12 protein-coding genes and 1 tRNA gene are annotated in these 13,088 nt (G+C 61.0%); 9 read left to right on the top strand and 4 right to left on the bottom strand.

Annotated features, from left to right (window positions below; all coding sequences use genetic code 11):
• Positions 1–685: 685 nt before the first annotated feature.
• A complete protein-coding gene (locus AB4Z24_RS05420) occupies positions 686–1,132 on the bottom strand; it encodes a hypothetical protein (RefSeq protein ID WP_441706372.1) in 447 nt (148 codons plus the stop codon).
• A 382-nt stretch (positions 1,133–1,514) separates the two neighbouring features.
• Here AB4Z24_RS05420 and AB4Z24_RS05415 point away from each other — a divergent pair, with 382 nt between their 5' ends.
• Positions 1,515–1,763, top strand: coding sequence for a hypothetical protein (locus AB4Z24_RS05415; RefSeq protein ID WP_441706371.1), 249 nt, complete (start codon positions 1,515–1,517; stop codon positions 1,761–1,763).
• Between the two features lie 45 nt (positions 1,764–1,808).
• Here the strand turns inward: AB4Z24_RS05415 and AB4Z24_RS05410 are convergent.
• A tRNA-Gly gene (locus AB4Z24_RS05410) sits at positions 1,809–1,882 on the bottom strand.
• Positions 1,883–2,064: 182 nt separating this feature from the next.
• Between AB4Z24_RS05410 and AB4Z24_RS05405 the strand changes: the two genes are divergently transcribed.
• Together AB4Z24_RS05405 and AB4Z24_RS05400 are read left to right on the top strand one after the other, a co-directional pair.
• Positions 2,065–2,925: an aldo/keto reductase family oxidoreductase gene (locus AB4Z24_RS05405; protein WP_441706370.1), complete on the top strand. Its 861-nt coding sequence runs from the start codon at positions 2,065–2,067 to the stop codon at positions 2,923–2,925.
• Positions 2,926–3,069: 144 nt separating this feature from the next.
• Positions 3,070–3,381, top strand: a complete 312-nt coding sequence (locus AB4Z24_RS05400) for a hypothetical protein (RefSeq protein WP_441706369.1) — start codon at positions 3,070–3,072, stop codon at positions 3,379–3,381.
• 75 nt (positions 3,382–3,456) lie between these two features.
• Here the strand turns inward: AB4Z24_RS05400 and mscL are convergent, their stop codons facing one another.
• Positions 3,457–3,846 carry a large-conductance mechanosensitive channel protein MscL gene (mscL, locus tag AB4Z24_RS05395; protein ID WP_441706816.1) on the bottom strand — a complete coding sequence of 130 codons (390 nt, stop codon included), beginning with the start codon at positions 3,844–3,846 and terminating at the stop codon, positions 3,457–3,459.
• A gap of 294 nt (positions 3,847–4,140) precedes the next feature.
• Between mscL and AB4Z24_RS05390 the strand changes: the two genes are divergently transcribed.
• The 3 genes from AB4Z24_RS05390 to pip all read left to right on the top strand — a co-directional run bounded on the left by AB4Z24_RS05390 (position 4,141) and on the right by pip (position 7,282).
• Positions 4,141–4,401, top strand: a complete 261-nt coding sequence (locus AB4Z24_RS05390) for a DUF4212 domain-containing protein (RefSeq protein ID WP_290991841.1) — start codon at positions 4,141–4,143, stop codon at positions 4,399–4,401.
• Positions 4,402–4,433: 32 nt separating this feature from the next.
• Positions 4,434–6,245 (top strand): solute symporter family protein, encoded by a 1,812-nt coding sequence (locus AB4Z24_RS05385; protein WP_441706368.1) that lies wholly within the window; start codon positions 4,434–4,436, stop codon positions 6,243–6,245.
• Positions 6,246–6,310: 65 nt separating this feature from the next.
• A complete protein-coding gene (gene pip, locus AB4Z24_RS05380) occupies positions 6,311–7,282 on the top strand; it encodes a prolyl aminopeptidase (RefSeq protein WP_441706367.1) in 972 nt (323 codons plus the stop codon).
• A gap of 42 nt (positions 7,283–7,324) precedes the next feature.
• Here pip and AB4Z24_RS05375 read toward each other — a convergent pair whose 3' ends face one another.
• Positions 7,325–7,975 carry a hypothetical protein gene (locus AB4Z24_RS05375; RefSeq protein WP_441706366.1) on the bottom strand — a complete coding sequence of 217 codons (651 nt, stop codon included), beginning with the start codon at positions 7,973–7,975 and terminating at the stop codon, positions 7,325–7,327.
• A gap of 361 nt (positions 7,976–8,336) precedes the next feature.
• On the opposite strand from AB4Z24_RS05375, the gene AB4Z24_RS05370 reads away from it, so the two are divergent.
• From AB4Z24_RS05370 to AB4Z24_RS05360, 3 genes are all read left to right on the top strand, one after another.
• A complete protein-coding gene (locus tag AB4Z24_RS05370; RefSeq protein ID WP_441706365.1) occupies positions 8,337–11,177 on the top strand; it encodes a tetratricopeptide repeat protein in 2,841 nt (946 codons plus the stop codon).
• A gap of 194 nt (positions 11,178–11,371) precedes the next feature.
• Positions 11,372–12,298 (top strand): sulfite exporter TauE/SafE family protein, encoded by a 927-nt coding sequence (locus tag AB4Z24_RS05365; RefSeq protein WP_441706364.1) that lies wholly within the window; start codon positions 11,372–11,374, stop codon positions 12,296–12,298.
• Positions 12,298–13,086 carry a TIGR02186 family protein gene (locus tag AB4Z24_RS05360; RefSeq protein WP_441706363.1) on the top strand — a complete coding sequence of 263 codons (789 nt, stop codon included), beginning with the start codon at positions 12,298–12,300 and terminating at the stop codon, positions 13,084–13,086. Before AB4Z24_RS05365 ends, AB4Z24_RS05360 begins: the two co-directional genes overlap by 1 nt.
• Positions 13,087–13,088 lie beyond the last annotated feature (2 nt).

The following is a 13,088-nucleotide window of genomic DNA, read 5'->3' as shown; positions in this document are numbered from 1 at the left end:
ACGTCGTTAGAGTCGTCCTGCTTCCAAGCAATCTTCGTGCTTTCAAGCAAGGAGACGCACAATGAAGAAAATAGTGTTCGGGTTGATTGCATGTGGCGCCGGCGTGGTTGCGACTTCCGCCGTTGCGGAGCCCAGTTTTACAAAGGTGCCACCTGTTCAATCGATGTTTCAACGCACGCAGCATTTCGGCTGGCCTGACCGCCCAGGCGGTCCCGGAGGTTGGCCCAACTACGTCAACAGTTGCGATGCCGTGCAGCTGAGTTGCGCCGATCAGTGGCAAGTCGGCAGCCGCATTTATGATAGGTGCATGGCGCTACGTGGCTGCTGAACAACGATAAGACGGAATTTCGAGGCCGGGAGGATATCGTCTTCCCGGCCTTTTCTTTTGTGATGCCGCTGCTCACCAGCAAGATCTCTCGGCTGATGATTTTGGGCATCAGGTGAGCTAAAAGGGAGATGGGATCAAATTTGCAACGCGATGTACTTGGGAGGTCGACTCGCGCGTGTGCTACTCAGTTGATCCGGGATCGTCCAAGGAGAGCGTGCGATGCTTGAAGATTTAAAAATGATCTTGGCGATCGGCGTGCCGATGGCGCTCGGCATCTATCTGATCTCGCTCCTCAGGAACGAACCGCTGAGGAAAAAGCGAAAGGCCAAATAGCTGAGGCCTTTCGCTTTCGGCATTCTATTTCTTCTGCTGTGTCAGCTCATTCCACTTGTCGCCGAGCTGCTTCTTGAGATCGTCGATCTTCTTCGACGCTTCATCCTTCTTCGCCGTGAATGCGGTGCGAGCAGCCGTGTAGTCGGCATCCGGAATTTCGAACTCGGTCATGAACGGACATCCGCCATGGCTGAGATTCGGTGCGCCGTAGCGTACACGCGTCGTCGCCGGTTCGGCGCCGGGGCCGACCTTCATGATGACTGCGTCCTTTTCCAGATGGCACTTATCGCCCTTCGCGAGTTTCTTCATATCGACGGTGACGAACTTGCCGCCTTCGTTGAGCAACGTTACGTCCCTCGCGCTTGGCAGAAATGCGAGCTCGACTCCATTGTCCGCGTCAGCCGCGTGCGCCGAGAACGGTATTGCCGCAAAGGCGGCGGCGATCAACGTGTGCTTCAAATTCAATTTCATGGGAGGCTATCCTCTGGTTCAGAAGTGCAACGCCTATTGACGTTTTGTGGCAAACGCTTTGGTCACGCTATGTGTCCACAATGTGTAAGCTCGTTCCAAGTCCCCGAATTATCACCAGGGCCTGCAAAGTTCACCGCCAATCGTGGCTATTCTTGCCTCGGTTGTTGTCATTCCGGTCATCTCTGGAACGGGAAACGGCCGGAATGCATTGCAATAGGCTTGAGTCGGCTTCGCGATTTATGCGGCAGATTGCGCGGTGCAACTTTTGCGGGCCGGAGTGTAGCGAGGACAGCCTGGCAAAGGCGACCTATAAGCCTATCTAAAGATGGACTCTGCCGGGGAATCAGGGCCGGTTGCGTTCGCTGTGGAAGAAGCCGAGGACATGATGATCCATTGGAAGCCTGTCGGAGAGTACGTCGAGCCCGATTGGGTGAAGCTGGGTACGGAATTGCCGCCGACGCTTTTTTGGCGTCCCAAGCACGGAGCCATTCTTGGCTATATTCGTGACGGCGAACTCTTCGATGCGAAGTGGCTCTATGTCTGCGACAGCAACAAGGTGTCGAACTTCTCACCCATCAATCCGCCGGGCGATAACATTATCGATTTAGACGCCCATCGAGCCGGCGCCTGAACGCCATCCTTCTCGATTGCGGGGTTTCGGAGATTTTCAAAATACTGGAGCGGGCGAAGGGAATCGAACCCTCGTATGCAGCTTGGGAAGCTGCCGTTCTACCATTGAACTACGCCCGCGGCCCTGAAGCGGGGGTTTTGACACTTTCTCGACGATCCAGCAAGCGGTTCGAAATTGTCCGTATAGAGGTGTCGTCTTTTCGGCGTCGTCGACGGTTTTATATTGGTGATGCTGATGATGCCGGATTTTCGGGCGATGCCCGCAAACCGCTTTGCGGCTGTCCTTTCTCGGAGACCTAGCCATGACTGATATCACTGCCGCCGGCACCTACTCGCTAGGCGACCGGACCGTGAACCGCATGGGTTACGGTGCCATGCAACTCGCGGGACCGGGCGTGTTCGGACCGCCGAAGGATCGGAACGCCGCACTTGCCGTGCTGAGGGAAGCCGTCGCGCGGGGCGTCAATCACATCGACACCAGCGACTTTTACGGCCCGCACGTCACCAACCAGATCATTGCCGAGGCACTGCATCCGTATCCGGATAACCTCGTGATCGTGACGAAGGTCGGGGCAGTGCGGGGTGAGGACGCCTCCTGGATTCCGGCTCTCTCGCCGGCCGACATCACGCGCGCGGTACATGACAACCTCCGCAACCTCAAGGTCGATCAGCTCGAGGTCGTGAACCTCCGCGTTGGCGGCATTCACGGGCCGGTCGAGAGTTCGCTCGAGCCCCAGATGATGGCGTTGGCCGAGCTGCAACGCAAAGGACTGGTCCGGCAGATTGGTCTCAGCAACGTGACGTCGAACCAGCTCAAGCAGGCGCGGACTTTTGCCGATATCGGTTGCGTCCAGAATCTCTACAACATTGCGCATCGTGACGATGACGCGCTGATTGACGAACTGGAAAACCTCGGCATCGCCTATGTGCCGTTCTTCCCGCTCGGCGGCTTTACGCCCTTGCAGTCGTCGGCGTTGTCGGAGATCGCGGCGGAACTCGGCGCAACGCCGATGCAGACGGCGCTGGCGTGGCTGTTGCGGCGCGGGCCACACATTCTCCTTATCCCCGGTACGTCGTCGGTCGCGCATCTCAGTGAGAATTTGGCCGCAGCCGAGCTCAAATTATCGCATGAGGTGTTTGCGCGGCTTGCCTCGATGGTGTGATGCGGGTCGGGAAATACCCTCCTCGGGCGGAAAGGCTACCGTTGAGCCTAAACGCAGTTCAGCTTTCCGAAGCGGCCACGGCGGAAATTTTTAGAATCCGCGTTTCAGAAGCGTGTTAGAAGCTTTTGGGATGATGGGGGTGAGATGATGAAGATCATTACAGCAAATCTCTGCGTCGCAGTTGCTGTCGCGTCTTTCTCGCTCGGTGCGGCGGCTCGCGCCGACGATTTGGGGTCTTTAACCCCGCCACATGATCCGGCGCTCGCCGCGAAGATCAATCAGGATATCGATAAGGCGGCGGGCATCAGTGCCGCCAAGCCTTCCACCGATGTGGAGCAGCGGATCAACGATCTGGAAGCGACGCGGTCGGCGGTCGATCAGCGCAAGGGCTCGCCGATCAGTTTGAGCGTGAGCGGCTGGGTCGGCGAACAGGTGCAATACAACATCAAGCAGTAGAGAGCCCGCGCCACGGGCGAGGAAACAGCGAGCGCGCATTTGCTTGGCGCTCGCTGAACGTGCATGCGTGCCGGGTCAGGTCGCGGTCGTCCGTTTTTCGAGAAGGTCGCGAATTTCCTTGAGATAGATCTCGGTCTGGGTCGGGCCCGGAGGCGCAGCAGCTTTCGGCTTCTGGATGAACGAGATCAACTTGATGAGGAGGAAGATTGCGAACGCCGTAATGAGGAATTTGATAACTGCATTCAGGAATATGCCGTACTTGATCAGAACCGGCTCGGTTGGTGTTGGGATTTTGACGGCGAGGCTCGAGAAGTCGACGCCAGCCAGAATATAGCCGATCGGCGGCATGATGATGTTGTCGACGAGCGTAGCAACGATCGGCGCGAATGCGGCACCGATGATGACGCCGACGGCGAGGTCGATAACATTGCCCCGCATCGCAAATTCTTTGAACTCGTTGACTATGCCCATTGCGATGTCCTTCTCAGATGATATTTCGGACCGATCTCACGCGACGCTAATTCAGGAGTTTAGTTGTCGTCATGACGAGGCGAACAATTGAAGCGGCCGTCGCGGAAAGTGGTGCAGTGTTGCAACGACTCGTACAGAACTTAAAGGATGGCACCCGGTAGGACAACGTCGCGCCACGCCGTTTTGGGTATTGGATCGTTGGACAAGGGCCGCCGCGGCTGAGCATAGTGCGGTAAGCCGAGGACCGGTCTTGGGGGGTCCGACGGGCGGCGAGGGGGATCAAGCCGGATGATCGAACGCAAGGAACGCAAGCCCTATTGGCGCCATACCAAATGGCAAGTCCTGGCGAGCATCATCCCGTTCATCGCCCTCGTTATCATTTTGCCACTTTATGCCGAACAGTTGAATGCCAGCAGGTTTCTTGGCTTTCCGCTGGGGTACTTTCTCGCCGCCCACGGGTTCTTCGTGGTCGCGCTGATCACGGTTGCAAGCTACGTCAATCGCCAAAATGCCATCGATCACTGGCATGGCGCCCATGAAGACATGTGAGGCGGACTATGGCGTTCGGCGCGCGTGCGAGGATGATCAATCCCCGCCTCGGCACGTATTTCAGCATCTTTGCGGCGCTCTACACGGCGCTCTTCCTGCTCGTCTTGATTTTCGAGCAGCTCAGCCTCGATGAACATCTACTGAGATTGGCGATCTTCGCCGGGCCTATTCTCATCTATGGCGCGATCGGGCTTTCGGTTGGGACGAACGAGACGCTCTGCTTTTTTGCGGCTGGGCGCCGCGTGCCCGCCGCCTATACGGGGCTGCTGCTCGCGGCTTCGGCGCTCGGCGGGACGTTGATCGTCGCCGGGACCGGAGCGTTCTTCTTTGCCGGGTTCGATGCGCTCGTGCTGCTGATCGGCACGCTCACCGGCTTCGTCTTCATGGCAATTGCGCTTGCGCCCTTCTATCGAAAGTTTGGCGCCTTCACGGTTCCAAGCTATCTCGGGCGGCGGTTCGAGAGCCGGTCGCTTAGGATTGTGACCGCGGCCGTTGCGGCCGTTCCGATGCTTCTGGTGCTTTCGGCCGAACTTCGCATGGGCGGCAGCGTCGCCCAGCGGCTGACCGGCGGCAGTGCCAACGGCCTCATCTGCCTGCTCGCGCTCACCATCGCGATTTCCACCGGCGCCGGCGGAAAGCGCTCCTTCACGTGGGCGGGCGTGGCGCAATCGATTGCACTTTTCCTCGCCTTGCTTGCCGTGGCGACGACGGTCAGCGTCATCGTCACGAGCCTGCCGATTCCGCAGCTCGCGAACGGGCCGATGGTGCGCGGGCTGGTGCGCAATGAAGTGAACGAGGGCTTGCAGCTGGTGCGCGTCTGGCCATTGGCCTTTCAGTTGCCGCCCGAAGGCTTCTCGGCGCTGACGAAGCCCTACACCCAGCCTTTCGGCGCGATCGGCCCTCTGGCTTTCATTATCGGGACGTTTGCGATCGCGACGGGCATCAGCACGGCGCCCTGGCTTTTGCCGCGAGTGGCCGCGTCGCCGGGCGTTTATGAAGCGCGGAAATCTCTCGGATGGGCGACGGTGTTCTCGGGGCTCGCGCTGCTGACGATCTCGTCAGTCGCCGTTTTCATGCGCGATTTCACGCTCGATGTCGTGAGGGAGGAGAGGCTCGGTCCCTTGCCGCAGTGGCTGTTTCAAGCGGCCGCCGACCATTTCGTCGCGTTCGATCAGAGCGCCACGAAGCTCGGCTTTGACGGCTTGAAGTTCGACCGGGATGGCGTGCTCTTCACGCTTCCGGTCGCGGTCGGTCTGCCGTCGGCGTTCTTCTACCTTCTGCTCGCCGGAGCGCTTGCGGCGGCTCTGGTCACGGCGAGCGCCACCACCGTTTCGCTGGCGACGGTGCTCGGCGAGGATGTCGTGCAGGGCATGTCGTGGGAACCGTCGTCGCCTTCAAACCGCGTGTGGGTGGTGAGGGGATTCATCGCCGTCGTTGCCGTTTGCGGCGCGTCGCTTTCAATTGCGGCTCCGACCGATCCGTTGCGGCTCGTGCTCTGGGCGCTCTCGATCACAGGTGCGAGCCTGTTTCCGGTGATGCTGCTCTCGATCTGGTGGAAGAGGCTGACCGTCGGCGGCGCCATCGCGGGCGTTCTATCCGGGTTCGTCGCGGCAGCCCTGGCCATACTCATGAGCGAGATGGGCACGCTCTCGACGCCGAGCCCTATCGCCGGCATCCTCGGTCTTCCGGTTTCGCTGGGACTCGCGCTGATGACGAGCATGATGCGGCCCGAAGCCAACCGTCACGCGCTTTCGATCGTGCGTGATATGCGGGTTCCGGGCGGAGAAATTATTTACGATCGCGAGATGCAGCGATTGCAGCTCAGGAAGCATGCTCGCACATAATTGTGCCCACCGCCGGACGCCATCGTCTAGGATGGCTCGCGCATCCGGCCAGCTGAAGAGCCTTCATGACAGTTCGTGACCGATTGGATCTCTATCCGCCTCTATCGCCTTATCGCGAGCATCGGCTTTCGGTTGGCGGAGGCCATACGCTGCACGTCGAAGAATGCGGCAATCCCGACGGTCAGCCCGTCATTATCCTGCACGGCGGTCCGGGCGGCGGCAGCAATCCGACCATGCGGCGTTTTCACGACCCCGCGCGATATCGCATCGTGCTCTTCGATCAGCGCGGTTGTGGCCGCTCGACGCCGAACGCGTCGCTCGACAACAACACGACGCCAGATCTTGTCGCCGATATCGAACGCATCCGCATCGAACTTGGCATCGAGCGCTTCCAGCTGTTCGGCGGATCCTGGGGGTCGACGCTCGCGCTTGCCTATGCGGAGACGCATCCCGAACGCGTCTCCGCGATGATCCTCCGCGGCATCTTCCTGCTGACGCAGGCGGAACTCCGCTGGTTCTATCAAGAGGGATGCAGCTGGATTTATCCTGAAGCGTTCGCTGAATTTCAGCGGCTCATTCCGCCGGACGAGCGCAGCGATATGATTGGAGCCTATCACCGCCGCCTGACGTCCCCGGATCTCAGTGTGCGCTATGCTGCAGCCCGAGCCTGGAGCATCTGGGAAGGCACGACGCTTTCGCTCATTCCCGAGCCCGAACGCGTCGCGCGCTTCGGCGCGGATCACTATGCCCTGGCGTTTGCACGCATCGAGAGCCACTATTTCGTCAATGCCGGCTTCTTCCGTCGCGACGGCGAGTTGCTGCTCGCGGCAGAGCGGCTGCAGGACATTCCGGGCGTTATCGTGCACGGGCGCTACGATGTGGTGACGCCCGTGAAAAATGCCGTGCTTCTCAACAAAGCGTGGCCGGCTTCGGATCTGCGCATCGTTGCCGACGCCGGGCATGCGATGACGGAGCCCGGCATCGTCCACGAACTCGTTCGCGCAACGCGGAAGTTCCTGCCGGGACGCTCAGCTTAAGCATGTCGAACAGCGCGGCCTTCTCTCGCTTGGCCCCAAGTTTTAGGGGCTGAGCTTCGGGGGCGGAGTGGCGGGCGCGGGCGACTGTGCCGCTGGTGGCTGTGCGGCAGGCGGTTGTGCACTGGGCGGCTGCCGCAAGAGCGGCGGTTGGCCCGGTGGAGACGAATCCTTGTCGAGGTCTCGAACGTGGTCGCGGATCTTTTTATAGACGCGCGACAGGTAATCGAGCGCCTGATCCATCTCCGCGTCGGTCGGCAATTGTAAGTTTTCGCCGGGAGGTCCTGCATTCGGTTCGCCCGGCGTCTGACCGCGCGGACCGGAGCCGTCCGGCGTCGACGGCTTCAAATCGCCGGATTCGATGGCCGCCGTCATTTCTCTGATGCGCTGCTTCAATTGCCTGTTTTCGGCCCTCAGCGCCGCAAGTTCATCGGCCTGCGGGACGTTCGTTCTGTCTTCGATGGCCCTACAAGCCAGTTCGTTGTCGACGCGCGCGCATATCGCGACTCCGCCGGTTTCTCTATCGAGGCGCATGACGCCGCCATCGATGGGCAACATCGAATAGCGTCCCCTCGCGTTCGGGTCCCAGTCCGGTCTCGCATTCCCATCCGGTGCAGGCTGCGCTGCCGCAAGGATTGCGAGCGCCGGCAAGATCAGCAATCCGAGAACGGCTGCCCGCTTCGTTCTTAGGGTCATGTTTCAAGTCCTCCGCATTGGCTAAGCACCGAAATGGTTTCGCTGTAGGTGCATCACAAGACAGGCGTTGTGCTCGCAGTCGCCGAATCATTGTTCGCGAGAGGCCAAATGTATTCTGCTCGAGACGTTCAATGCGCGGAGCGAACGGCACAATAAGGCATTGTAATATAAAAATTTTATCATTTTAGCACGGACCTTAACCCAGCGTTTACTGGGATGCTCCGATTGTTTCAGCGAGCCATGACTTGTGCCGCGTCCGTATGTTCGCATTTGCCCCGCGCGGTAGGACGCCTGCGATTGTCCCATCCCGCTGACATTGCGTTCTCCCGGACCGTCAGCATTGCGTTGCCTCGAGGGGAAAATGTCGAATTCGGAACTGAGCGCTGATTATCCGGAAAGCGAGGGCGCAGGCAGCGGGGGCGAAAACCGCTCTGAACTCAGAGCTATGCTCGACGTGATTGCCGCTCAGCTCGCGGATGCGGACCGTCGCCATACGGCCGCGCTCGCCGAAATGCAGGAACGCATCGACGGCATGGGGCGCGAAGCCGATGCGCTGCGCACTCGCGTGCCGGAAGAGTTCGCACCGGCGTTCGGACGGATCGAGACGGCGATGGCCGAACTGGCGCACCGGTTGGCGGATCCGGCAGACGCGAAAGGCTTCGCTTCCACGGGGCGCACGCCTTCCACCAACGATCCCTACAAGTCGACAATGCCGATGGCGCTTCGCTCCGCTCATAACGATGCGCACGACGAGTATTCCAAGCGCACACCGGATGTCGACACGTTCGACGTGATCGGCGACACAGACGACGATGCGTCGGACCCCTGGGATCGCGCGGCTGCCGATGCTCTGCGGGGGCTATACGAGTCGGATGAAACGAATTTCGCGCCGAAGGCGCGCTCTGCGGCCGGCACGGTGGTGCGCGCAACGGCGCATTCGGAAGCCGGTTCCGGCATTGATGAGGCGTGGCTCGACAAAAAGTTCGCCGAAATCGCGCAGGGCATCGAGCAATCACTGGCGGCGATGCGGCCCGACAACGGCATTTCACAGATCAGTCAGCGCCTCGATCAATTCGAGCGACAGTTCGCGAAGCTGTTCGAGGGCGTTGCCACGCATGACGATCTTGCTGCCGTTCATCTGATCGAGGCGCATGTCGCCGAGGTGGTCAATCATCTCGTGCAGACACAGGACCAGCTCGAACGGCTGAACATCATCGAGACGCAACTCGCGAGTATTTCGCACACGCTCGCCGAGGTGCAGGGCGTGCCGGTCGACGGAATCATCGGCGCGCAGCCCGTGACGCGCGCTCTCGATTACGACGCCATCGCCCGCGCGGCGGCGGAGCAGACGGCGCAGCGTTTGGCGGATCTTCGCGCCGAAGATCGGCATTCCGCGGCGGACGAGCTGCGTCCGCTGATCGAGCGGATGATGTCCCAGAACCGCGAGGGAGAAGAGCACACCGCGGCACTGCTCGACACGATGCAGCAAGCCATGATCCGTCTTCTGGATCGTGTGGATTCGATCGAATTTAGCCAGCAGGCGGCGGCAACGCCTCCGGCGGCAGAGAGCGGCGCCTATCACGCCGGTATGTTCAGCCGTGACGCTACGGGCATTGCGGGATCGGTCGGGGAGGAGACCAGCGGATCGTTCGACTCCGCCTTTGTCGAACTCGCATCTTCAAGGCCTTTGATCGCGCCGGTTTCTGTTTCCTCGCACCCACGCGTGTCTACCGGATCGCCTGAAGAAACGTCTCGCCAAGGCGAGAAGAGCCGGCAGGATTTCGTTGCCGAGGTCCGGCGCGCCAAGAAGCGACTTTCCGAGCAAGACGACATCGCCGCTGTGCCGTCGGTTTCGATCTCCTCGTCGGCCGCCGAAGGCGCAATGGCTATGCCGCCTCCCGGAAGCCGCCCCATCCGTCCGACGGCGGCGCCCGCGAAGAAAACGTCCGGACCGTCTGGGCCGTCGCCGCGGCTCATGGTGATCGCCGCCGTTGCGCTCGTCGCGCTCGGAAGCCTCTGGTACACGTTCGGGTTTGGCAAACCGCACGTCGGATCGACCAACGGACAAGAGACTTCCCTGCCGTCGCCGCAAGCGAATGGCGCTGGATCGGGTTCAAGCGGCTCGTCGGATGCCGCCAAGTCAACGCCAGACGGTTCGGCTCCGGCGCAAAATTCGGACAAAGCGATCGATCCGTCGCGTGATGGCAGCGGGCCGCGCGGCGATCTCGCTCCCACGCATAGCGACGCTCAGAAGACCGCGGCAGAGGAGGCGCCTCAGCGCACCACGACCTTGCCAATGCTGGGCGTTGCCGTGGATCTCGATCAGCCGGTTACGGCGGCGGAGCTTGAACAGGCGAAGCGGCGTCAGGCGATGGCCACGATGTCCGGCGAGCTCGGCAATGCGGCGGCAAGGTCGAGCGAAGGCGCGGCCGTTCCTGCATCGATGGTGCCGAGTGAAGCGGAAACCGAAGGCGCGAAATCCGGTTTGACGACGGGTTCGGTTTTGACAAGCGCGTCGAAGCCGGCGCCTCTCGATATTCCGCCCGCGACAGTCGGTCCGTTGTCGCTGCGTCTTGCGGCGGCGAATGGCGATCCGTCGGCGGAGTTCGAAGTGGGCGCGCGTCTCGCGGAAGGCAAAGGCACGGCGCAAAGCTTCCAGGATGCCGCGAAGTGGTATCAGCGTTCCGCCGATCAGGGCTTCGCGCAATCCCAGTACCGGCTCGGTACGCTCTATGAGCGCGGGCTCGGGCTGAAGCCCGACCGGGCGCAGGCGGCGAATTGGTATCAGCGCGCGGCGGCGCAGGGCAACATCAAGGCGATGCATAATCTCGCCGTTCTCAGCGCCAATCAGAGCGATCAATCTCCGGACTACGTGATGGCGGCGCAGTGGTTCGAAGCGGCCGCGCAGCGCGGTCTCTCCGACAGCCAGTTCAATCTCGCGGTGCTGTATGAAAACGGCCTCGGCGTGAAGCGGGACATGAGCCGCGCCTTCATGTGGCTCTCGATCGCGGCTCGCGGCGGCGACGCCGATGCCGTCCGGCGCCGGGACATCCTTCGCGGCAAATTGACTGCTGACGAGGTGACCGCTGCCAATAAGATGATCGCGGCCTGGAAGCCGATGCCTTCGGCGCACGCCGTGAACGATGCACGGACTGCCGGCGAAATGTGGAAAAACAATCCGAAAAACGGCGTCAACGGCTAGAGGGCTCTTTCCGGGGCCTGATACGCGTGGCGGAGGATACCAGCCTTCGGGCAACGGGATCGATGCCGTTTTTTGACAGGATGTGAGGTTCACGAGGGAGCCGGCGCTTGCCGCATGGCGCCGATTGGTGTCCCTTAGCGCAGCCTTTCCAAGACGCCTCCCGCTTTGCGCCGTTTGCCGCTCAGGACCGCCGGATGACCCTTTATCTGCCGATTGCCGAGATGTCGGTTTCCGTCATCGCCTTTCTGGCACTCGGGGCGACGGTGGGTTTCCTTTCCGGTCTGTTTGGCGTCGGCGGCGGATTCCTGCTCGCACCGCTCTTGACGTTCCTCGGAATTCCACCCGGCGTCGCGGTGGCGACGAGCACGTCTCACGTCGCCGCATCGTCGGTTTCCGGGGCGATGTCGCAATACCGGCGCGGTAACGTCGATATCAAGCTGGCGTCCGTCATGTTGGCGGGCGGCATCGCCGGAAGCTACGTCGGCGTCGCTTTCGTGAAGATGTTGACGGTGCGCGGGCTGTTCGAGCTTACCGTTTCGCTGACCTACGTGATTTTCCTCGGCGTGGTGGGCACGATCATCCTGATCGAAGGCATCAACTCTTCGCGGAAAACGCGCACGGCGGGGAGCGCTTCAGTCCGTAAGCCCGGTCAGCACGGCTGGATGGAGCACTTGCCATTCAAGATGCGGTTCCCGCGATCGAAACTTTACATCAGCGCCGTGCCGCCCGTGGTCATCGGCATGTTCGTCGGCTTCATTTCCGCGATCATGGGCATCGGCGGCGGCTTCGTCATGATCCCGGCGATGATCTACCTGTTGCGCGTGCCGACCGTGCTCGTCATCGGCACGTCGCTTTTCCAAATCGTGTTCGTTTCCGCAACGGCGACGGTGCTGCATGCAGTCGAGAACAAATCGGTCGACATCGTTCTCGCGACAATCCTTATCCTCGGCGGCGTCTTTGGCGCGCAATTCGGAACGATGGCCGGGGAGAAAATTCGCGGTGAGCATTTGCGCGTGCTGCTCGGGGCGCTGATCCTGCTCGTCGCCGCACGCATGGCCGTCGATTTGGCGATCAAGCCGAGCGATCTCTTTTCGCTCGCATCGATGCCGGGAGCATCGTGATGCTTAGGCTCCTATGCGCGATGATCGTTCTGATGTTCGCGATGACGGGCAGCGTGCTTGCCGACTCTCCCGACCGGCCGAAAGAGAACGTCGAAGCCGACGCCTCGACGCGCCAGGTCGCGATCACGTCGAGCTTCACGGGAACCGAGATTCTCGTTTTCGGCACCGTCGAGAACAGCGTGCAGCCCAGCCCCGAAGCTGGAACCTACGACATCATCGTCGTCGTCGAAGGTCAGCCGGCCCCGGCGGTGGTGCGGAAGAAATCGCGCGTGGCGGGCATCTGGATCAATACAACGTCGATGCAGTTCGCCGTGGTTCCGAGCTACTACGCCATCGCCTCGACGCGTCCCATTGACGAGATTGCCGATAAGGCCTTTCTCGATACGCACCAGATCGGCTTCGATCACATCCGCATGGCTCCTTCGGGCGAGGGCGATGCTGACGCTACCGAAAATTTCCGTCAGGCGCTCATCCGGCTGAAGGAGCAGCAGCGGGTTTACGTGAAGAGAGACTTCGGCGTGACGTTCATCGGGCGGAGCCTCTTCCGGTCAACGATCGCGTTGCCGCCCAACGTTCCCGTGGGGCCCCTGACCGCCAAGGTTTATCTTTTCAAGGAAGGCAAGATCCTCGGGCAATACGAGAGCCGCGTCAGCCTCAACCGCGAAGGCATCGAACGCTTCATCCATAATTTCGCGATCTCGCAGCCTCTGGCTTATGGCCTGACCACGGTTCTGCTGGCGGTCGCGGCAGGATTGGCAGCCGCCTTCGCTTTCAGAAAGCCTGTCTGAGT

The organism is Hyphomicrobium sp. 2TAF46 (assembly GCF_052114865.1).
Classification (GTDB): Bacteria; Pseudomonadota; Alphaproteobacteria; order Rhizobiales; family Hyphomicrobiaceae; genus Hyphomicrobium_B.
This window is presented reverse-complemented; position numbering and strand designations above follow the sequence as displayed.

Coding starts and splice junctions, on each gene's coding strand:
- AB4Z24_RS05415 (WP_441706371.1), top strand. CDS start 1,515: ATGATGATCCATTGGAAGCCTGTCGGAGAGTACGTCGAGCCCGATTGG.
- AB4Z24_RS05375 (WP_441706366.1), bottom strand. CDS start 7,975: ATGACCCTAAGAACGAAGCGGGCAGCCGTTCTCGGATTGCTGATCTTG.
- AB4Z24_RS05370 (WP_441706365.1), top strand. CDS start 8,337: ATGTCGAATTCGGAACTGAGCGCTGATTATCCGGAAAGCGAGGGCGCA.
- AB4Z24_RS05365 (WP_441706364.1), top strand. CDS start 11,372: ATGACCCTTTATCTGCCGATTGCCGAGATGTCGGTTTCCGTCATCGCC.
- AB4Z24_RS05420 (WP_441706372.1), bottom strand. CDS start 1,132: ATGAAATTGAATTTGAAGCACACGTTGATCGCCGCCGCCTTTGCGGCA.
- AB4Z24_RS05360 (WP_441706363.1), top strand. CDS start 12,298: ATGCTTAGGCTCCTATGCGCGATGATCGTTCTGATGTTCGCGATGACG.
- AB4Z24_RS05390 (WP_290991841.1), top strand. CDS start 4,141: ATGATCGAACGCAAGGAACGCAAGCCCTATTGGCGCCATACCAAATGG.
- pip (WP_441706367.1), top strand. CDS start 6,311: ATGACAGTTCGTGACCGATTGGATCTCTATCCGCCTCTATCGCCTTAT.
- AB4Z24_RS05385 (WP_441706368.1), top strand. CDS start 4,434: ATGATCAATCCCCGCCTCGGCACGTATTTCAGCATCTTTGCGGCGCTC.
- AB4Z24_RS05400 (WP_441706369.1), top strand. CDS start 3,070: ATGATGAAGATCATTACAGCAAATCTCTGCGTCGCAGTTGCTGTCGCG.
- AB4Z24_RS05405 (WP_441706370.1), top strand. CDS start 2,065: ATGACTGATATCACTGCCGCCGGCACCTACTCGCTAGGCGACCGGACC.